Origin of the sequence: Methanoregula sp., from assembly GCF_049518935.1 — an archaeon.
Lineage (GTDB): Archaea > Halobacteriota > Methanomicrobia > Methanomicrobiales > Methanospirillaceae > Methanoregula.
In genome coordinates this window covers 1-17,800 of record NZ_JBEKRH010000002.1, presented here as the reverse complement: position 1 = coordinate 17,800, position 17,800 = coordinate 1, and the positions used below count along the sequence as shown (strand labels likewise).

The 17,800-nt window shown below is 57.8% G+C and carries 21 protein-coding genes; 13 read left to right on the top strand and 8 right to left on the bottom strand.

The features are described 5' to 3' along the window. The first annotated feature begins 39 nt into the window (after positions 1 to 39). Together ABSE13_RS02025 and ABSE13_RS02020 are read left to right on the top strand one after the other, a co-directional pair. A complete protein-coding gene (locus ABSE13_RS02025; protein ID WP_424026818.1) occupies positions 40 to 528 on the top strand; it encodes a helix-turn-helix domain-containing protein in 489 nt (162 codons plus the stop codon). Between the two features lie 3 nt (positions 529 to 531). Then, complete coding sequence (locus tag ABSE13_RS02020) at positions 532 to 1,476, top strand: ABC transporter substrate-binding protein (RefSeq protein ID WP_424026817.1); 945 nt, start codon at positions 532 to 534, stop codon at positions 1,474 to 1,476. Between the two features lie 41 nt (positions 1,477 to 1,517). On the opposite strand, the gene nikR is transcribed toward ABSE13_RS02020, so the two are convergent. After that, positions 1,518 to 1,934 (bottom strand): nickel-responsive transcriptional regulator NikR, encoded by a 417-nt coding sequence (nikR, locus tag ABSE13_RS02015; RefSeq protein WP_424026816.1) that lies wholly within the window; start codon positions 1,932 to 1,934, stop codon positions 1,518 to 1,520. A gap of 156 nt (positions 1,935 to 2,090) precedes the next feature. After that, positions 2,091 to 3,278 carry a pyridoxal phosphate-dependent aminotransferase gene (locus ABSE13_RS02010; RefSeq protein ID WP_424026815.1) on the bottom strand — a complete coding sequence of 396 codons (1,188 nt, stop codon included), beginning with the start codon at positions 3,276 to 3,278 and terminating at the stop codon, positions 2,091 to 2,093. 184 nt (positions 3,279 to 3,462) lie between these two features. Here ABSE13_RS02010 and ABSE13_RS02005 point away from each other — a divergent pair, with 184 nt between their 5' ends. Beyond that, a complete protein-coding gene (locus tag ABSE13_RS02005) occupies positions 3,463 to 4,227 on the top strand; it encodes a hypothetical protein (RefSeq protein WP_424026814.1) in 765 nt (254 codons plus the stop codon). Positions 4,228 to 4,334: 107 nt separating this feature from the next. On the opposite strand, the gene ABSE13_RS02000 is transcribed toward ABSE13_RS02005, so the two are convergent. Next, a complete protein-coding gene (locus tag ABSE13_RS02000; RefSeq protein WP_424026813.1) occupies positions 4,335 to 4,733 on the bottom strand; it encodes a VOC family protein in 399 nt (132 codons plus the stop codon). A 102-nt stretch (positions 4,734 to 4,835) separates the two neighbouring features. Here ABSE13_RS02000 and ABSE13_RS01995 point away from each other — a divergent pair, with 102 nt between their 5' ends. After that, entirely contained in the window at positions 4,836 to 5,204 is a 369-nt protein-coding gene (locus ABSE13_RS01995) for a hypothetical protein (RefSeq protein ID WP_424026812.1), read from the top strand. Positions 5,205 to 5,256: 52 nt separating this feature from the next. Here the strand turns inward: ABSE13_RS01995 and ABSE13_RS01990 are convergent, their stop codons facing one another. After that, positions 5,257 to 5,646, bottom strand: coding sequence for a DUF488 domain-containing protein (locus tag ABSE13_RS01990; protein WP_424026811.1), 390 nt, complete (start codon positions 5,644 to 5,646; stop codon positions 5,257 to 5,259). Positions 5,647 to 6,471: 825 nt separating this feature from the next. Here ABSE13_RS01990 and ABSE13_RS01985 point away from each other — a divergent pair. From ABSE13_RS01985 to ABSE13_RS01975, 3 genes are all read left to right on the top strand, one after another. Further along, positions 6,472 to 7,380, top strand: coding sequence for a hypothetical protein (locus ABSE13_RS01985; RefSeq protein ID WP_424026810.1), 909 nt, complete (start codon positions 6,472 to 6,474; stop codon positions 7,378 to 7,380). A gap of 384 nt (positions 7,381 to 7,764) precedes the next feature. Next, positions 7,765 to 8,739, top strand: a complete 975-nt coding sequence (locus ABSE13_RS01980; protein WP_424026809.1) for a hypothetical protein — start codon at positions 7,765 to 7,767, stop codon at positions 8,737 to 8,739. Positions 8,740 to 8,956: 217 nt separating this feature from the next. Beyond that, positions 8,957 to 9,640 (top strand): methyltransferase family protein, encoded by a 684-nt coding sequence (locus tag ABSE13_RS01975; protein ID WP_424026808.1) that lies wholly within the window; start codon positions 8,957 to 8,959, stop codon positions 9,638 to 9,640. A 52-nt stretch (positions 9,641 to 9,692) separates the two neighbouring features. Here the strand turns inward: ABSE13_RS01975 and ABSE13_RS01970 are convergent, their stop codons facing one another. Continuing rightward, a complete protein-coding gene (locus ABSE13_RS01970; RefSeq protein ID WP_424026807.1) occupies positions 9,693 to 10,082 on the bottom strand; it encodes an ArsR/SmtB family transcription factor in 390 nt (129 codons plus the stop codon). An 80-nt stretch (positions 10,083 to 10,162) separates the two neighbouring features. Here ABSE13_RS01970 and ABSE13_RS01965 point away from each other — a divergent pair, with 80 nt between their 5' ends. From ABSE13_RS01965 to ABSE13_RS01945, 5 genes are all read left to right on the top strand, one after another. After that, on the top strand, positions 10,163 to 10,552 hold the full coding sequence (locus tag ABSE13_RS01965) for a putative zinc-binding protein (RefSeq protein WP_424026806.1): 390 nt from the start codon (positions 10,163 to 10,165) through the stop codon (positions 10,550 to 10,552). Between the two features lie 27 nt (positions 10,553 to 10,579). After that, complete coding sequence (arsB, locus tag ABSE13_RS01960; RefSeq protein ID WP_424026805.1) at positions 10,580 to 11,659, top strand: ACR3 family arsenite efflux transporter; 1,080 nt, start codon at positions 10,580 to 10,582, stop codon at positions 11,657 to 11,659. An 18-nt stretch (positions 11,660 to 11,677) separates the two neighbouring features. Then, a complete protein-coding gene (locus ABSE13_RS01955) occupies positions 11,678 to 12,097 on the top strand; it encodes an arsenate reductase ArsC (RefSeq protein ID WP_424026804.1) in 420 nt (139 codons plus the stop codon). Positions 12,098 to 12,217: 120 nt separating this feature from the next. Further along, positions 12,218 to 12,685: a MarR family winged helix-turn-helix transcriptional regulator gene (locus tag ABSE13_RS01950; RefSeq protein WP_424026803.1), complete on the top strand. Its 468-nt coding sequence runs from the start codon at positions 12,218 to 12,220 to the stop codon at positions 12,683 to 12,685. Between the two features lie 51 nt (positions 12,686 to 12,736). Continuing rightward, the gene (locus ABSE13_RS01945; protein ID WP_424026802.1) at positions 12,737 to 13,327 is read left to right on the top strand and encodes a class I SAM-dependent methyltransferase; all 591 of its coding nucleotides are present in this window, start codon (positions 12,737 to 12,739) and stop codon (positions 13,325 to 13,327) included. A 145-nt stretch (positions 13,328 to 13,472) separates the two neighbouring features. Here ABSE13_RS01945 and pdxS read toward each other — a convergent pair whose 3' ends face one another. The 3 genes from pdxS to cysK form a co-directional block, all read right to left on the bottom strand. Next, positions 13,473 to 14,369, bottom strand: a complete 897-nt coding sequence (pdxS, locus tag ABSE13_RS01940; protein WP_424026801.1) for a pyridoxal 5'-phosphate synthase lyase subunit PdxS — start codon at positions 14,367 to 14,369, stop codon at positions 13,473 to 13,475. 212 nt (positions 14,370 to 14,581) lie between these two features. Then, entirely contained in the window at positions 14,582 to 15,547 is a 966-nt protein-coding gene (gene cysE / locus ABSE13_RS01935) for a serine O-acetyltransferase (RefSeq protein ID WP_424026800.1), read from the bottom strand. An 11-nt stretch (positions 15,548 to 15,558) separates the two neighbouring features. After that, positions 15,559 to 16,491 carry a cysteine synthase A gene (gene cysK / locus ABSE13_RS01930; protein WP_424026799.1) on the bottom strand — a complete coding sequence of 311 codons (933 nt, stop codon included), beginning with the start codon at positions 16,489 to 16,491 and terminating at the stop codon, positions 15,559 to 15,561. Between the two features lie 900 nt (positions 16,492 to 17,391). Between cysK and ABSE13_RS01925 the strand changes: the two genes are divergently transcribed. Beyond that, positions 17,392 to 17,800, top strand: a 409-nt coding sequence (locus ABSE13_RS01925; RefSeq protein WP_424027051.1) for a sulfite exporter TauE/SafE family protein, incomplete at its 3' end; no start/stop codon positions are given.

Sequence of the window (17,800 nt, the reverse complement as noted above, 5' to 3'; positions counted from 1 at the left end):
TAACAATTATTATCTCAAAAGTGATACCTAAAGGATAATATGCTCTCAAAGAGGATATTCGAGACGGATTTCACCACGGCGCTGAACGAGGAACTGGACCGGAAGAACCTGTCAGTAAAGGATCTGGCCGATCTGACGGGTATTCCGGTCTCGACACTCTACAAGGTAACCGTAGGTGAACGGGACCCGCGTCTTTCAACCGTGAAGAAGATCGTAGCAATGCTCGAACCGGAACGCGCCCGGTTCATCGCGGTTATTGCAGCAAGGTTCCTGCTTGACACGATCGATACCCGGGAAATGGAATTCAGCGGGCGGAAATTCACGATCAGAGGTTATTCTGCCAACTCTCTGGAAGAATGCATCATTGCGGCATCCCGTGCGGAAAAGGACGGGGCGTCCGGTATCATCTGTGCCCCGGTCCTCGCATCCATCATAGAGAAAATTGTTGATGTCCCGGTTGGTATGCTCCGTCCCGATCTCGCTGTTATCAATGAAGCGATCAGTTCCGTTGTAAAAAAGATAGGCTGAACCATGTCAGAAGAACCCGGGAAACTCAGGATCGGCCACCTCTCCACGATGTACCATACCGCGTTCCTGCTCCGGGGAACAGACCTGCTGGACCGTCAGGGCCTTGCGGCAACCTGGAGGCTCTTCCCCTCGGGACCGGATATCATAAGTGCTATGCAGCGGGGAGACCTCGATCTCGGGTACATAGGTCTCCCCCCGGTGATCATCGGGATCGACCGCGGGCTCTCCCTTGCCTGCATAGCGGGAGGCCACGTGGAAGGGACGGTGATGATCGCGGGTCCCGGGTCCCGGACCCTCGGGGAATCGGGGGACATGAAAGCATTCCTTTCCCAGTTCTCCGGTAAGGCGATCGGTACCCCTCCCCGGGGATCGATCCACGATGTGATCGTGAACGAACTCCTCCGGGAGCACGGGATTACTGATGTTACCGTAAGGAACTATCCCTGGGCCGATTTCCTGTCCGACGCCCTCCAGTCGGGTGAGATCGTTGCCGCCGCAGGGACGCCGGCCCTTGCCGTGACCGCCCGCAGGTACGGGAGCGCGAAACTCGCCGTTCCCCCCGACCATCTCTGGCCGTTCAACCCGAGCTACGGGATTGTCGTGATGCGTGAGATGCTGGAAAAACGGGACCTGCTCACCCGGTTCCTCACCGCCCATGAGGCGGCCTGCGAGATGATCCGGCACGACCCGGCGACCGCGGCAGGTGTCGTGGCAAAGACCACCGGCATGGTGGATGCGGACTTTGTGATGGAGGCCTACCGGATCTCCCCGAAGTACTGTGCAGCCCTGCCCCCGGAGTATGTCAGTTCCACGATGAAGTTTGTCCGGACCCTGCAGGCGCTCGGGTATATCTCCCGGCCTATTGGTGAGGACGAGATCTTCGACCGGTCGCTGATCGAGGCCGTCCACCCGGGGCAGCACCATTATAATGCAGGAATCTCCGATTAGGGAAATCTCTTCTTTAAAAAATCTTAAGGAAAAACGAGGGATTATTCTTCGAGCTGGATCGTGGTCAGCTTCACGGACTCGACACCCTTCTGGGACATGAGCCGCTCGGCAAGCGACTTGAGCTGGGTGCCATCGCCGTGGACAAGGATCACTTCGAGACACCGTTCGTGGGTGACGTGGGAGTGGAGACTTGCCTTGATGATAGAGTTGAACTCGTGCTCGATATCAGTAATGTTTGTCAGGAGGTTGCGCTGGTCATGGTCGTAGACCATCGTGATGACCCCTTCCCGCTCTCCTTTGACGTCGGACATCCACTTATAGTAGGTGATGTACGTGCGGATCGCGTCCCGGATGCCTTCCGACCGGGAGGAATACCCCCGGTAGTTCAGGATTTCGTCGAACCGGTCGAGCAGGTTTTTCGGCAGCGAGATGCCAATCCGGGAGAGGTCGTCGTCCATGGTAGAACCTTTGATCAGACTATCGTACCTGATCGTTTTAAAACGTTTTGAAAAAAAGCTGACAAAGTATTACTCTGTAACATTCTCCATCCGTCCGTTGGGGTCCCGCAGAATGTCCTGTACCCCGGAGATACAGGACGCACCGTTGACCGGGAATTATCCGAGCCGTTCAAGCCGCGTACACGCTTCGGTCAGCGTCCCGTCCTTCTTGGAGAAGGTAAACCGGAGTTTCGTCTCCCCGCCCTTATGGTAGAACGAGCTGCCGGGCACAGCGGCGACACCGACTGTTTCAATGAGGTGGCGGGCAAAGGCCGTGTCGGTCATGCCAAACGAGCTGATATCGGTGAAGATGTAATACGCCCCCTGCGGGAGCTCGCACCAGAACCCTGCCTTCTTCAGCCCGGCAAAGAGGGTACGGCGCTTGCGGTCGTACTCTCCGGCCAGTTCCTTATAGTATGATTCCGGCAGCTGCAGGGCAGCGACGCAGGCCCGCTGGAGGGGGGCCGGGGCGCCGACGGTGAGGAAGTCGTGGATCTTCCGGATCCGTGAGGTGAGGGCAGTATCCGCAAGGGTGTAACCGACCCGCCATCCCGTGACGCTGTAGGTTTTTGAGAACGACCCGATCGTGATTGTCCGGTCCTCCATCCCCGGTAGCGACCCGAGCGAGACGTGACGGTGCCCGTCGTAGACTATATGCTCGTAGATCTCGTCCGTGATCGCAACCGCGTTGTGCTCGATGCAGAGGTCCGCGATGAACGAGAGTTCCTGCTTCGAGAAGACTTTCCCGGTCGGGTTGTTGGGCGAGTTGAGGATCACCGCCCGGGTCTTCTCCGAGAATGCGTCCTTCCACTTCTCCTCGTCGAGCGAGAAGTCGTCTTTCAGCGGGACGAAGTGGGGAGTGGCCCCGGAGATCTGCGCGTCCGGGCCGTAGTTTTCGTAGAAGGGCTCCGGTACGACCACCTCGTCGCCCGGGCTGATGAGGGCGAGCATCGAGGCCATCATTGCCTCGGTTGAGCCGCAGGTGACGGTGATCTCATCCTCAGGATCGAAGCTCATCCCGTTGAACTTCTGCACCCGTGCAGCGAGCGCTTCGCGGAGGTCCTTTGCCCCCCACGTGATCGCGTACTGGTTGATATCCGCATTGATTGCTTCGCAGGCAGCGGCCTTCAGCTCGGGCGGGCAGGGGAAGTCCGGGAAGCCCTGTGCAAGGTTGATCGCATTATGTTTCAGGGCGAGCCGGGTCATCTCGCGGATCACCGATTCGGTGAAGGAGTCGGCCCGTGACGGGTGGGCGGAGAAGAACTGTGCCGGTGGTTCAGGGATACCGGGACCGGGGAGAGTCATGCTGATCTGGTTGGTACCCGGAGAGAAATAATACAGCAGGTTTTGTGCCCGGTCCCGGAGGGGGCAGGTGGCAGGTTGCCGTCGTGTAGTTATGCCCTGCAAAGGTATCCGCCCCCCATCCGTCCTTCTGACAACAAGTTTTATATATAAAGTTGAATATCATTTTTTTAATTGAGGTTATGCTATGACACCATCAACAGGAACACCCCTGAGCAGAATTGTGAAATTCGGCAAGGCGCCGGCGAAGCGCGACTCGCGCAACCTGCAGCTGTCGGCAGTCCTTAAGGCAATAGCAAAACTGCCCGCGGAATACGACTTCGATGTCCAGCACCATGGCATCCCGACACCGATGTTCGGCAATGACTACCACGGTGACTGCGTGATTGCGGGCCGGGCCCACCAGACCCTCCGTTTCGAAGATGCGGAGCAGAAGAAGATCCTGCCCATCACCGATACCGATGTGCTGAACGAGTGGCACAAGGAGAACGGCGGGACCGAGAACGGGCTCTCTGTCCTTGACTCGCTCAAACTCTGGCGCACGAAGGGCTGGAAGGCGGCCGGGAAAACGTACAAAATCAAGCTCTTTGCTGAGATCGACCGGAAAAACCACGACGAGGTCAAAAGGACGGTCTATGCGGACGTAGGCTGCGGCCTGGGGTTTGCCCTGCCGGACTCGGCTCTGCCGGAGTTCCATGCCGGGAAACCATGGACGCAGACCACGGGCCCGGCAAAACAGGAGAACGGGCACTATGTGTACGTACCGGGATACACCGCCACCGGGCCGGTCGGCGTTACCTGGGGCCGGAAACAGCAGATGAGCTGGGCCTTCTTTGAGAAGTACTGCGACGAGGCGTATGCCGTCATCGATGCGGCGGATACGGTCAAGAAACAGCAGCTGCTCAATGAGAAGAAGGTCGATGCGTTCCTTGCCGGGCTGAAGAAGAAGTAAGAGGTCTGGTCACGGCCCGGAGCCGGGTATGCCGGCAGGGGATCATAACGGGGCACACCGGATCCCCCCATCCCGGGTATCTCCCGGGTCTCCCTGCGGACCGGAACCTATGGCATCGCCGGCTTCCAGATGCCGATCGCGTTTCCTTCGCTGTCCTGGATGATTGCCGTGTACCCTACGGACTTGATCTCCATCTTTGGTACCGCGATTTTACCCCCCAGCTTCACTACCTTCGCGAGCACCTTGTCTATGTCATCGACCATGACATAGTTGATGATGGGTTCGGTCATCTGCCGCTTGTAGAGCCCGCCCATGTTCAGGGTGCCGCCCATCGCACCCTGCTGCGGCTCCCCGAGGATGATGTCGTGGTACTGCATCGATGCCGCTTTCGCAGGATCGATCGGGGTCTTCGTGGGTTCGATCTTCCACCCGAGAAGGGCGTGGTAGAAATGCTTTGCCCGGTCCACGTTGTCAGCCGGGATCTCGAAATACGCAATGTTTGCCATGGGCAGTGATCTGGACAGGTTCATATTTAGCGGTTGGGATGGTACCACAGAACACTTTCACCCGCCCCGATCCCGGGTATTAATACCGGCCCATGCAACTGCATGGCTGGCATGAACCGGCAGGCACATCTCGTCATTGGTGGGGGATTATTTCTGGTGTACTTTTACGCAGCGGGTTTGTTTCACGCCGCTGCCGGTGCACTGTTCGTTTTCGGTATTGTGGCCGTGTCAGCCGGTTCCCTGTTCCCGGATATCGTGGAGCCTGCGACGAGCGCACGGCACCGGGGGATCTTCCACAGCCGGCGGGCGCTGAAGGTTGCCGGGGTGCTGTTCCTTATTTCTGCTGTTATTGTCCTGCTTGCACCTGCATCACCCCGGTTACCGGTCGTCTTTGCTGCCTCCTGCTTCTTCCTCGGCTGGGCAGCCCACCTGCTCGCGGATTCGGTGACCCGGGCGGGGCTGCCGGGGTGAGAAGAGGAGCTGCCGGGGCTACCACAGTACTGCCGGACAGATTTTAAAAAGATCAGAATGTCGACTGGACACAGGAATCTGCCCAGAGCTCGGGCACACTAATCCCCTTAGTCTCATGGAACCACTCTGCCACCAGTCCCCGGTGGCAGTGAGTCCGGTCTTTCTCGAAGCAGAGCAGGATAATGTCGTGATCTGCCCCTTCAATATTGAGATCCCGGAGCACCTCATCCGGATCAAGGCCCATGAGAACCTCCTCCCGGTAACCCCGCCGGTATTCCTCCCAGTCGCCGATCTTCAGCATCTCCGGTTTCGGTGCGAGTTTCAGGTAGCGGGAACCCGGGAACCATTTCGGCGGGAACCGGGCGATTGAGACCGCTCCCGGCTCGCGTGCACTCCGGGCAAAGTAACTGGTTTTCAGCATCGCTTCCGGGAAGTTTGGCATGATGAGTAATAAGGAAGGCGTGTTGGTGAGAGACCTCCTGCTGGATTTTTCAATGGATTTGATTCGCTATGGGAATGTTACATGAATGAGCATTCATAATCGGTAGAGAGATGCGTTAGAAATTATATATGCCCCCTTTTTCAATATCAGCCAACCACAATGCCACGCGAATTCAAACACCTCGTGATGACGAAGATCCGGCGGATCATACGCCCGCCGGAATCGGAATGCATCAAGAGGTTACTGCTCATGCAAGTGGTTCTCGTGTGTGTAGCGCATGCTGCACAGAAGACCTGGTATACAAACAAAATGGCCTGCGGAGATCCTGAAATGGATGTGACGGTGCCTGGCGGGTTTTCAACTTCATTTACCCCGGGGACCGAAGGACGCGGGCCGGATTTGTGGCAACCCCGGCACAGGGATCCGTGCATTGTGGGAAAGTATCGCCGGCTTTGGGGAGTATTTTGTCACTCCTCTGGCCGGCCCTGTTTTTCCGGCGGACACCGGCTTGTGCCGGTGACCCCGGGATGATCTCCGGTCTGGTCACTATTGGATACTGATCTGTACCCAACATATCCGGCCGCGAGGTTTCGTGCAGACTATACAATCATGCAGCATCGCTCGGACGAGCGGAGGCTCCGCCGGCACCGCAGCACAACGGAAAAGAAGGAAACCCGAAAAACAAACGCAGAATGAGGAATGGAATATGACAATGTATTGTATCGACCCTGTGGGTCGAGAAGAGCCGGGAGTGTGGACTCCCGGTTCCGATCCCTCAACAGGGATCGGAGAAAGGGCACGAAGAAGCTGTGCGGAGTGTGATGGATGAAGCGGGGACCGAGTATGCCAAAGGGGATCGCGTTTGCAGTCCCGGTTGCGCTCAGGAGGGGGCACGTGATGGTCTTTATCCCGTCACTCCTGAACCTCGCAGAGTTCCTCATCACCGGCAACGGCTGGTTCGTCATGGTCCGGGTCCGGCTGGCCCGTAAGATCTACGCCAGTATCGCCGAGATAGAAGCAGAGTTCAGAGACGCAATCGCCGGTCTCCGTCTTGTTTCCCGGAACGGCCCGGTCTCCTGCGAACTCTGGCTGTACTCCCGGTACGGCACCCTGCGGCACTTCCGCGTGGGAGATGCCGGGCTCGTGGAGATCGACTGCTACGGCACGCTGCCCGGCCAGGTAAACCCGGCGGTGATTGTGATTTCCCCCCGTGGGGAGAACGCTCCTGCGGTGAAGGGACCGGTTGCTGCCGGGCCGGCGGTCCCCGGTACTCCTGATAAACGTAACCCGATCCTCCGCTGGCTGGCAAAACGGAATGCCGCAATGAAGGCGGGTGGAGGAGCAGATCCCTCAGGGAGCACTGAACTGAAAAAAATCCTGGATGCCGGCGGACCGGGCACAAAACCGAAACCGGCCGCCGGCAAAAAACCGGTGAGGAAAGGGGGAACTGCAACCGGCCCGGATGATCCGGGAAAAAATCCCGGTCCGGAAGAACCGGTTTCAGGCGCGAACCCGAAGGCCGGTAAAAAACCGGGGAACCAAAGGACGGGTGCAGCGGTTCCGGCGGATACACCGGATCCGGGGAGACCGGTTCCGGAAGAAACTCCGGCATCGCCGGCCGACAGGGGATCAGTTCCCGGAGAACATCCGTCGGACAGAACGCCCGGATCCCGGGAACATTCCCGGGAGGAACCCGATCCCCCGGTACCGGGGAGGAATGGGGAGGTTTTCTGAGATGCAGTCAACAGGAGCCATTTCAGCCTCCGATTGCCTCTTCCTGGGATCCGACAGACAACTTTTCATCGAAAAGACGCACCCTGATTCCGGGAAACGGCCATTTCAGCCACGTATTGGCGATTTGAATGCCTTTATGGGCAGGGAAATGACCACATTTAGCAACGATACAGCGGCAGATATCCGGAAATACGGGCTGGAGTCCCGGGTGACCGGTCATCCTATCCGGAGGCGATCCCGGGATCCTGCCCGTCGAAGATCCGGCCCTGTCGGAAAACCGGACCCGGCCGCCCCAGCGGGGGCAGAAATGAGAAAGAACAGGAAATTCTTTGGTCAAGAAGAAAAAAATCCGGTACGGGAGAGCTATGAGGAGATGAATCCGTAATGAGTGAATGTGAAGAAGAGCGTGAAAATACAGAAGGCGGTGAGGTCGTGCTCGGCGGGGTCGAGGTTCACGTGAAGTTCACGCGGTACCAGGGCGATCCCGGGATCCAGCTGGACCTTACCGCGCCAGCCGGAGCCGATGGCGCTCCGGAAGGAGTCAAAGATATTAATATGAGACTGGCCGGGCTCTGCCGGGCAACCGTGATGAACATGGACGACCCCGCCCGGCTCCGGCTGCTCGCGCTCGTAGAGCAGGATGGCGGGAACGACCGGTTGCTGTACCGGCTTGTCGTGACGGCGCAGACTGCGGCAGACGGTTCACACGTGACCCGGGTTGATGACCGGATCGATCCGGCATTTGCCCGTATCGACGCCGGGGTAGCCGGCCGGGCGTCCGGGTGCCGGCAGCAGATCGAACACCTGCTGGCGAAAAATGAAGGGGAGGATGAATACAAGTCTGAGGAGATGTTCGAGATCCTGGAGAAGACGAATTATCCGCTGGATATCAAAGAACAGACTGAGGAGGAGGCCCGGCAGGGGATGCTGGAAGGCGAAGAGTTCATGCTCCTCGAGATCCAGGTGATCGGGTTTGTTGAACGACACCGGGGGAACGAATCGCTCGCCTTCGACTACATCGCCGCGATGAGCCAGAAAGCACTTTCATCGGAATGGATGAAGGAGAAGATCCGGCTCATCTCGAAGGTCTGCGAGGATACCGTCATGGGAATCGACAAACAAACGACCCGGCGCCTCTCCGCCTCGATCCTCGGGACAGGAGCCCGGGAACTGTGCCTGTACCGGCTGTCTGTCTGGTGCTCGATGAGAGACGACGGATCTCCGCGGTATAGTGTACGGGACCGGATCGATCCGTGGTTTGAGAAGAATGATCCGGCGGCAGGGAAGAGAGCTGACGAGGCGAGGAGGCTGGCGGGAGTGGTGATGGAAGGGGGGGCGGCGGTGGGGGATCATCCGTGAGTAGACAAAGATGGTCTTCCGGGCGCTCTTTATCGCCACCGCCGGCCTCGTGCTGGCGCAGGTGGTCGACCCGGATACCGCTCAGAAGATTGTCGGGATCATCGCGGGTATCTTCCCGTGATCCCCGGCAGGGGAAATCCCCTGCCATTATTTTTCAATTTAAGCCCTACAATCTTATCTCCGCATCAGGCAATCCGTAGTAAGGACAAGAAGAACTATGGAACAAAACCTCCTCGCACGAAAGGCCTGGGCCGGCGCCGTGTTCCTCCTCATCGCCCTGTGGATCATGCTCTTTCTTCCCGCATGGTCGCTTGGGTTCTGGCAGGCGTGGATCTACTGGGCACTCTTCTCGGTATCCGTTATCCTGATCACCCGGTACTTCCTGAGAACCGATCCGGAACTTATCAAGAGCAGACTCCCGGCAGGGCCGGGTGCCGAACGGGAGCGGAGCCAGAAGATCATCCAGACATGCATGACCGTCGCTTTTATCCTGCTCATGCTCCTGCCGGGGATCGATCACCGGTCCGGGTGGTCGGAGGTCCCGGTATACGCGGTCATTGCCGCGGATATCATTGCCGGAATCGGCTTCTCTGTCGTCTTCCTGACATTCCGGGAGAACCGGTTCACCTCCGCTATCATCGAGGTCGGCAGGGATCAGACCGTAGTCTCGACCGGCCCGTACGCAATCGTCCGCCACCCGATGTATGCCGGGGCATCACTTCTTATCCTTGCTACGCCGTTTGCGCTCGGCTCGTTCCTGGCTATCATTCCCGCACTCCTGATTATCGCAGGGGTTATCGTGAGGCTGATTGAGGAAGAGAAGTTTCTTGCGGTACATCTCCCCGGTTACCGGGAGTACTGCCGGAAGACCCGGTTCCGCCTGGTGCCCTTCGTCTGGTAATCGTTCAGGATTTTCCGGTTCGTTCCCCGTAAGGATGCACGAGATTGTACGCTCATCTCAGATATTCCCGGCCCTTATCCGTCAGCGAATAGATGATCCAGTTCCCGTGGTACTCGCCTTCGATCAGCCCGCTCTCTTTTAAGATATTTAAGTGGTAGGAGAGCTTGGAACCGGCCAAGCGCATGAACCGGTTGATGACGCAGACGCAGAGCGGCTGGTCGCGGAGCAGGTAGAGAATCGTGAGCCGGAGCGGGTCGGCAAGTGCGTGGTAGATACCGCTCTTCTTCTCGAGTTCCGACACGGAGGGAATACGCCCGGCGAGCGCTTCGAATCCCCCGAGCTCTTCGAGTTCCTTCTGGACCTGTTCGGGGATATCCATCTCTTTTTCAGCAGGACCCTTCGTGTTCTTGGTCCCGCAGCAGGACAAGGTTACGCGTTTCACTTCAAAATAATCTGAAATAACAAGATATATAACCTTGCCCTGTTCATGGTAATTCAACAAAATTTGAATTGTGGCACATCATGGAAGTACAGAAACCATCCTGCAGCTGCGGTGCTGAGGGGAAGACCCGGATCATCTACGCCTGCCCGGGTATCGGATCGAATGCCGGTCAGCTTGCCAATGCCGCAGCATGCCAGCTGAGCCGTGAAGGTTATGCCGGTGGCTCCTGTCTTGCGGGTGTTGGCGGCGGTATTGAGAAACTGGTAGATACGGGAAAAGCGGCGGACGAGAGAATAGTTGCAGACGGATGTCCGGTTGCCTGCGCCAAGAAGATTATGGACGACAAGGGGCTCGCCATCGACCACTGCTTCCTGATCACGGACCCCGGGATCGCCAGAACGCCCGGCCCTGCTTTCTCGGAAAGCGATCTGCAGGTGGTTATCGCAGCTGCCCGGGCAGGCGACCGATGAATCTGTATACAGCCCCGGGAGATTGCCATGAATAGCGAAGTAAAACGTCTCTCCTTCATTGACCGCTACCTGACACTCTGGATCTTCCTTGCCATGGCAGTGGGTATCGGGATCGGCTACTTCTCGCCCGCGGTACCGGTACTGATCACCGGCCTCTCGGTCGGCACCACCTCGATCCCGATTGCAATCGGGCTGATCCTGATGATGTACCCGCCACTTGCAAAAGTGAAGTACGAGGAACTGAAAAACGTCTTCCGGGACAAAAAAGTGCTTGGTCTCTCGCTCGTCCAGAACTGGATCGTCGGGCCGGTCCTGATGTTTGCCCTTGCGGTTATCTTCCTCCGGGACCAGCCGATGCTCATGTACGGCCTGATCCTCGTCGGGATCGCCCGGTGCATCGCGATGGTGATCGTCTGGAACGATCTCGCGGGAGGCGATTGTGAGTACTGCGCTGCCATCGTGGGCCTGAACTCGGTCTTCCAGGTCTTCTTCTACGCGGTCTATGCCTGGTTCTTCATCACGTATCTGCCCCCCCTCCTCGGTATCGGGGCCGGTTCTGCGGTCTCGATCACGATCGTGCAGATCGCGGAGAGCGTCTTCATCTACCTCGGCATCCCGTTCATTGCCGGAATGGTCACCCGGTATGCCCTGCTCCGTGTCAGATCGAAGGCTTGGTACGAGCAGGTGTTCATTCCGAAAATATCGCCGATCACCCTGGTTGCCCTGCTCTTCACGATCATCGTGATGTTCTCGCTCAAGGGCGGGTATATCATCAGCGTGCCATTCGATGTAGTGCGGGTAGCGATCCCGCTGCTCTGCTACTTCGTGATCATGTTCTTCGTCAGCTTCTGGATGGCACACCGGCTCGGCATCGATTACGGGAAGTCCGCCTCGCTCTCGTTCACGGCGGCGTCCAACAACTTCGAGCTCGCGATTGCCGTTGCCATCGCGGTGTTTGGTATCGCGTCACCGGCAGCTTTTGCGACGGTGATCGGCCCGCTCGTGGAAGTGCCGGTACTCATCGGGCTCGTTAACGTCTCGCTCTGGCTCAGGGAGAAATGGTATGGCGGGAAGAATGATGGCACGTGCAGCGTGTCGCTTCGGTGAAATAATACTGGTGTTATCATGAAAAAGAAGATCCTGTTTATCTGCACCCATAACTCCGCCCGTTCGCAGATGGCGGAGGGGTATATGAACGCAAAGTACGGTGACCGCTACGAGGTATTCAGCGGCGGAACTGAACCCGGCCGGGTCCACCCGGTGGCAATCGCGGTAATGAACGAGATAGGGATCGATATCTCCGGGCACCGGTCGAAACTGATCGACGAGCACTACGGGAAAGGAATTGAGACTGTTGTCACGGTCTGCGATTCCGCACAGAAGGCGTGTCCATTCTTCCCGGGTGCAAAGGAAGAGATCCACCAGGGGTTTCCGGATCCTTCGGCTTTTACCGGGACGGATGAGGAGATCCGGGCCGGGTTCCGGCGGGTCCGTGACGAGATCATACAGTGGATTGATGCGGCTTTTGGAACTGCCCCGGCGTGACGTGCCCCAGTCCCTCTCGTTTTCTGGCCTTTGATGCCTGCAAAGAAATCTAGAGAAAAGCACTTTATAATTAACATGCTTAACAATATGTGTGCACGCAATCAGCATAGCGGAGTACTAATGGCAGACACCCCGGACATTCTGCAGCTATCGTCCACCTGGATCCGCATCCTCAACAAGATGGATGCGATGGAGAAATGTCCCCGGGACTTCGGCTCCGGCGACCTGCTCCACTGCTCGGAGATCCACACGATGATGGTGATCGGGAAACGCCCGGATATCAACATCACGGATCTCGCAGCATCTCTCGGGATCACCAAGAGTGCCATATCGCAGATGATCAGCCGGCTCGAAGGCAAGAACCTTGTGGAGAAATGCCGCAACCCGGACAATGACAAGGAGATCCTGCTCCGGTTAACCCCGCATGGCACGATCGCATATCTTGGTCATGAGCAGTATCATGCAAAGATCTATGCCCGCATGCAGGAGAAACTCGGTGACATGACTCCCGGGCAGTTCCGGTTCATCGCGACATTCCTCGGAGCCATCGAAGAGACGGCCGATGAGTTCACGCAAGAGCAGCCGTAAATTTTTTTCTCACGGGATATAGTTAAGAAACTTAACAAAAAGGTGAAAGATATGGAAACAAATCCACAGAAACCTGCAGAAAAAAAAGTCTACGGCGATTTCTGCCGATATTCCCCGTGGACCGCACCGTTCTTTGACAACCCGGTCCGGAAGCTGTTCCAGAACCCGGAAAAGATCGTCGGACCATGTATCCGGCCCGGTATGACCGTCATGGATATCGGGTGTGGCCCGGGTTTTTTCACGCTTGCCATGGCACGCATGGTGGAGCCGGAGGGAAAGGTGATCGCTATCGATATGCAGCAGGAGATGCTCGATCTGGTGAAAAAGAAAAGCGACCGGCTTGGCTTATCCGAATGTATCCGGTTCCACCAGTGTAAACCGGATTCCCTCGGGATTGAGGAGAAGGCCGGGTTCATCCTGTCCTTCTATATGGTACACGAAGTCCCTGACCGGGATGCATTGTTCCGGGAAGTCAGCGGGCTCCTGGAATCCGGTGGAAAATACCTTATCGTTGAACCGTTCTTCCACGTGTCAGCGGAAGCATTCGAAGATACCCTCCGTTATGCGGAAAAAGCCGGTCTTGTTACTGAAAAACGACCGAAGGTGCGGCTGAGCCGGGCTGCGGTGTTGAGAAAAGGATAACCCGGGGAAGTATCCGGGAAACTATCCGCTTCCCGAAGACCGCTATTCTGGTTCGCACCCCGATCCGGCAAGGAATGATTTCCTGAAACCACCCGGGGTATCCCGCACAGCCGCGGGAAATGTTCCGGGTAGTGGTCCCCACCTTCTATCGCCCGCGTGTCGCGAGGATCTCTTCCTTTGCCAGCAGGTGCACGTCAAGGCCGGGCATGGCTTCGCCAAGGCTCTTACTGACGTTTGCGATCACCGTGGCATCCGTGAAGTGGTTCACGGACTCGACAATCGCCTTTGCCCGCCGCGCCGGGTTCTCTGACTTGAAGATCCCCGAGCCGACAAAGACGCCGTCGGCACCCAGCTGCATCATAAGCGCTGCATCTGACGGGGTGGCAATACCGCCGGCCGAGAAGTTCACGACCGGCAGCCTGCCCCGTTTCGCGGTCTCGGCGAGGAGCTCGACCGGGGCTTCGATCTCGCGGGCATATGCGACAAGCTCCTGGGGGTCAAGTTTCTGGATCGAACGGATACCGCCCTGGATGGCACGCATGTGGCGCACTGCCTCGACCACGTTGCCGGTCCCGGCCTCGCCTTTCGTACGGATCATGGCCGCACCCTCGTTGATCCGGCGGAGCGCCTCGCCCAGGTTCCGGGCACCGCAGACGAACGGGACGGTGAATTTTGTCTTCTCGATGTGGAATTCCTCGTCGGCAGGTGTCAGGACTTCGCTCTCGTCGATCATGTCTACACCGAGTACCTCCAGTACCTGCGCCTCGACAAAGTGTCCGATCCTCACTTTGCCCATGACCGGGATCGAGACCGCTTCGATGATCTCGGTTACTTTCTCCGGGTCCGCCATGCGGGCAACGCCGCCGGCCTTCCGGATATCGGATGGCACCCGTTCAAGAGACATTACCGCAACGGCACCGGCTTCTTCTGCTATCCGTGCCTGTTCGGCGTTCACGACATCCATGATGACGCCGCCTTTCTGCATGGCGGCAAATCCCCGCTTGAGGAGTTCGGTGCCATGCCTGAGTTCTGATAATTCCATGTAGTTTCACCTGATATGTATCCCGGATTGCCGGATCAGTGGAGCAGGCGGACGCCACCGGAATCCTCTGCTCCTGCATCTGTCCTACGAAGTAGGGCTGGCAAACTGATAACGATAAACATACGTATAAATTTCACCGCAATACGCAGGTTTAAGGTCCGCTGAAAAGGAACACCGGCCCGGTTTTTGCGTACGCTCCCGTACGGCATGGTTCAGAGCTGTCGGTGGTTTCCCCGCTGTTTCACGAACCGGTCCCAGTTGAACGGTTCGTCCAGCACGTTGACCCTCACCTGCTCAATGCCGCTGACACCCAGTGCCCTGCGCTGCACCTGCCCGGAGAGATGGTCGGAGAGCGGGCAGGCCTTGCAGGTAAGGACCATGTCGATCTCCGCGGTGTTTCCCGTCACCCGTATCTCCTTGATGAGGCCGAGGTCGACGATATCGATACCAACTTCGGGATCGATCACTTCCCTGAGTGCATCGCGGATCTGGTTCTCGCAGAAAAAATTCTGCCTGACCGCAGGAGATTCCGGGCCAGGCTGCGCCTGCTCGAAAGTGCGGAGCCGCTCCTCGAGCTGGTTCTGCCGGTCCAGCAGCCGGCTCATCACCCGGAGCATCGGGTCGGGCATGACCTCTTCGATCGTCTCTTCCGGGAAACCCGGCTCCGGGCCGGCGATCCTGCCCGGGACGCCGACAACGGTTGCGCCGGGCGGGACGGACCGGACAACGACTGACCCGGCACCGACCTTTGCACCCTTACCGATCCGGATGGGGCCAAGGACGATGGCGCCGGAGCCAAGAATCACGCCATCCTCGATAGTCGGGTGGCGCTTCACATTCTCGAGCGCCGTGCCCCCCAGTACTACCCCCATGTAGATGAGGACATCATCGCCAATCTCGGAAGTCTCGCCGATAACAACACCCATGCCATGGTCGATGACCACCCGGCGGCCGATCACGGCACCGGGATGGATTTCGACCCCGGTGAGGAACCTGCCCAGGTGGGAGACGAACCGGGCCCAGAACTTCAGGTTATGGGTCCAGAGCCAGTGGGCCCTGCGATGGAACCAGAGGGCGTGGAGCCCCGGGTAGCAGACAAGGACTTCAAGGGTGGAGCGGGCGGCGGGGTCCTTGGAGAAGATTGCCCGTATGTCTTCCCGGAGGCGGTCGAAAACCATTGCAGTCTCACTTATTCCGGAAACAGGTCGGGAATGCTTAAGTAACGTTCGCCCGTGTCTGGCAGGATGACGACAATAGTCTTGCCCTTGTTCTCCGGGCGTGCTGCCACGGCAAGTGCCGCCCAGGTCGCAGCCCCGCTGGAGATCCCGACAAGGATGCCTTCCTCTTTTGCGAGTCTCCGCGTGGTCTCGAACGCATCCTCATTTTTGACGCGGATGATCTCGTCCACGAGCTCGCGCTGGAGTACCGCGGGGACGAAACCTGCGCCGATACCCTGGATGCGGTGCGGCCCGGGAGATCCCCCGGAGAGGACCGGTGACCCATCGGGTTCGACCGCAATTGCGCGGAACGAGGGTTTCTTCTTCTTGATCACGTCGGATATACCGGTGATCGTCCCTCCCGTTCCCACACCGGCAACGAGGATATCGACTTTTCCGTCGGTATCGCGCCAGATCTCCTCGGCAGTGGTCTTCCGGTGTATTTCCGGGTTGGCCAGGTTGTTGAACTGCTGGGGAATGTAGAAGAACTTCGGGTTCTCTGCCGCCATCTTCTCGGCTCTGGCAACAGCCCCTTTCATCCCTTCTGCTCCCGGGGTAAGCACGAGCTCTGCTCCAAATGCTCTTGCAAGTCTCCGCCGCTCGATGCTCATGGTCTCCGGCATCACCAGGGTCAGCTTGTATCCCCGGGCAGCACTCACGAACGCGAGCGCAACACCGGTGTTGCCGCTCGTTGGTTCGAGAATGATCGTATCCTTCTTGATCAAGCCGCGCTTTTCTGCTTCATCGAGCATTGCAACCCCGATCCGGTCCTTGACGCTGCTCAACGGGTTGAATGACTCAAGCTTGGCAAGCACCGTTGCGCCGGCACCGCTGGTGAGGCGGTTCAGCCGCACGAGCGGGGTGTTGCCGATGGTTGCCGTGATATTTTCATAGATCTTTGCCATATAGATTTTCCCTCCATGACTCTGGAATTTCCTGCACATACCGGCGGGATTCCGGAAGTTCACAATTGTTAATTGTCGGGGCCCGATATTATACCTTGGTTCCCGGCAAAACCTGCATGCCCCGGTGATCCTGTGATCTGCATGAGGTACTGGGATTCCGGCAAGATAAAGAATACAGGAGAATTGCGGCAAAACATGACGCGAAATCAGGGTATATGTGCAGACCCCCCCATACCATGTGTTCACAATTGTGAACAGGAAAAGCAGTCATGAACCCATACCATGCGATCACCGCAGAACCCGCGGTCGGTCCCGGATACGACGGAACGGCCGACCGTGCCCATCCCCGCCTTTGGCAGGGTAGGCCCGTGGAACAGTTCAGCGGTATCCGGAGTTCCGGGCGGTATTGTCGCCCAACGGAGCTCACAAGGACAGGCCCGCCCGTGACTGTACGCTGCATAATCCGCAGACGATCTGCTGTCCATGGTATGCGTCCGTGATGATCAAGTCCTGACCCACGTCCTCACACACAATCCGGATATACCATCTCTCATCTATACACCGATAATGGCAGCCGGAAAGATACTATCGCCTCATGCAGACCAGCACGCACCCGCTGTGATGCCCGGGAGGGGATGTCTGCTCCTCCCAAACACTTTTTTCTCCGGTTTGCCGATAACACAAGTATTTTCATTACTTTTATCCATACACTTCACAATTGTGAAAAGAATGCCATGCACCCCCAGGACGGAACCGGCACGACGGGCCGGCCCGGGTCATCATGATCCGGAGCGGGTAGATGGCAGGGTAAGTCCGGCAGGATGGATCCAGCCTCCGCCGGTCTTTCACGGTTGTGAAAACCCGATACTGCAATGGATGACGTGACCTCCCGTGTTCGAGATGATACTTGCATTCCTGATCGCCTGCGGCATCGGGCTCGTTGCTGCTATTATTGGAATGGGGGGAGGATTTCTCTATGTCCCGACGCTCATGCTGATATTCAGCTTTGACCCGAAGATGGCGGTGGGAACCAGTCTTGCGGTGATGGTCTTCTCCTCAGGTACCGCTACGCTTGTGTACTGGCGGCAGAAGAAAGTACTCGTTACGCTCGCTGCGCTTCTGGTCCTGCCCGCCATGATCTTCTCCATGCTCGGCTCTCTCATAACGCTCTATTTCGATGCGAAGATCCTCGTCATCCTGTTTGCCCTGGTACTCATCCTTATGTCCCTGCAGATGCTCATCCCGTCCCTGAGGCTGGTACCGGTGATCACGTGGGGGCCGGCCGTCTCCGTGGAAAATCCCGATTCCG

What these genes read in the sequence shown, in the direction of transcription:
- ABSE13_RS02025 (WP_424026818.1), top strand. Translation starts at nt 40, where the DNA reads ATGCTCTCAAAGAGGATATTCGAGACGGATTTCACCACGGCGCTGAAC.
- ABSE13_RS02020 (WP_424026817.1), top strand. Translation starts at nt 532, where the DNA reads ATGTCAGAAGAACCCGGGAAACTCAGGATCGGCCACCTCTCCACGATG.
- nikR (WP_424026816.1), bottom strand. Translation starts at nt 1,934, where the DNA reads ATGGACGACGACCTCTCCCGGATTGGCATCTCGCTGCCGAAAAACCTG.
- ABSE13_RS02010 (WP_424026815.1), bottom strand. Translation starts at nt 3,278, where the DNA reads ATGACTCTCCCCGGTCCCGGTATCCCTGAACCACCGGCACAGTTCTTC.
- ABSE13_RS02005 (WP_424026814.1), top strand. Translation starts at nt 3,463, where the DNA reads ATGACACCATCAACAGGAACACCCCTGAGCAGAATTGTGAAATTCGGC.
- ABSE13_RS02000 (WP_424026813.1), bottom strand. Translation starts at nt 4,733, where the DNA reads ATGGCAAACATTGCGTATTTCGAGATCCCGGCTGACAACGTGGACCGG.
- ABSE13_RS01995 (WP_424026812.1), top strand. Translation starts at nt 4,836, where the DNA reads ATGGCTGGCATGAACCGGCAGGCACATCTCGTCATTGGTGGGGGATTA.
- ABSE13_RS01990 (WP_424026811.1), bottom strand. Translation starts at nt 5,646, where the DNA reads ATGCCAAACTTCCCGGAAGCGATGCTGAAAACCAGTTACTTTGCCCGG.
- ABSE13_RS01985 (WP_424026810.1), top strand. Translation starts at nt 6,472, where the DNA reads ATGAAGCGGGGACCGAGTATGCCAAAGGGGATCGCGTTTGCAGTCCCG.
- ABSE13_RS01980 (WP_424026809.1), top strand. Translation starts at nt 7,765, where the DNA reads ATGAGTGAATGTGAAGAAGAGCGTGAAAATACAGAAGGCGGTGAGGTC.
- ABSE13_RS01975 (WP_424026808.1), top strand. Translation starts at nt 8,957, where the DNA reads ATGGAACAAAACCTCCTCGCACGAAAGGCCTGGGCCGGCGCCGTGTTC.
- ABSE13_RS01965 (WP_424026806.1), top strand. Translation starts at nt 10,163, where the DNA reads ATGGAAGTACAGAAACCATCCTGCAGCTGCGGTGCTGAGGGGAAGACC.
- arsB (WP_424026805.1), top strand. Translation starts at nt 10,580, where the DNA reads ATGAATAGCGAAGTAAAACGTCTCTCCTTCATTGACCGCTACCTGACA.
- ABSE13_RS01955 (WP_424026804.1), top strand. Translation starts at nt 11,678, where the DNA reads ATGAAAAAGAAGATCCTGTTTATCTGCACCCATAACTCCGCCCGTTCG.
- ABSE13_RS01950 (WP_424026803.1), top strand. Translation starts at nt 12,218, where the DNA reads ATGGCAGACACCCCGGACATTCTGCAGCTATCGTCCACCTGGATCCGC.
- ABSE13_RS01945 (WP_424026802.1), top strand. Translation starts at nt 12,737, where the DNA reads ATGGAAACAAATCCACAGAAACCTGCAGAAAAAAAAGTCTACGGCGAT.
- pdxS (WP_424026801.1), bottom strand. Translation starts at nt 14,369, where the DNA reads ATGGAATTATCAGAACTCAGGCATGGCACCGAACTCCTCAAGCGGGGA.
- cysE (WP_424026800.1), bottom strand. Translation starts at nt 15,547, where the DNA reads ATGGTTTTCGACCGCCTCCGGGAAGACATACGGGCAATCTTCTCCAAG.
- cysK (WP_424026799.1), bottom strand. Translation starts at nt 16,491, where the DNA reads ATGGCAAAGATCTATGAAAATATCACGGCAACCATCGGCAACACCCCG.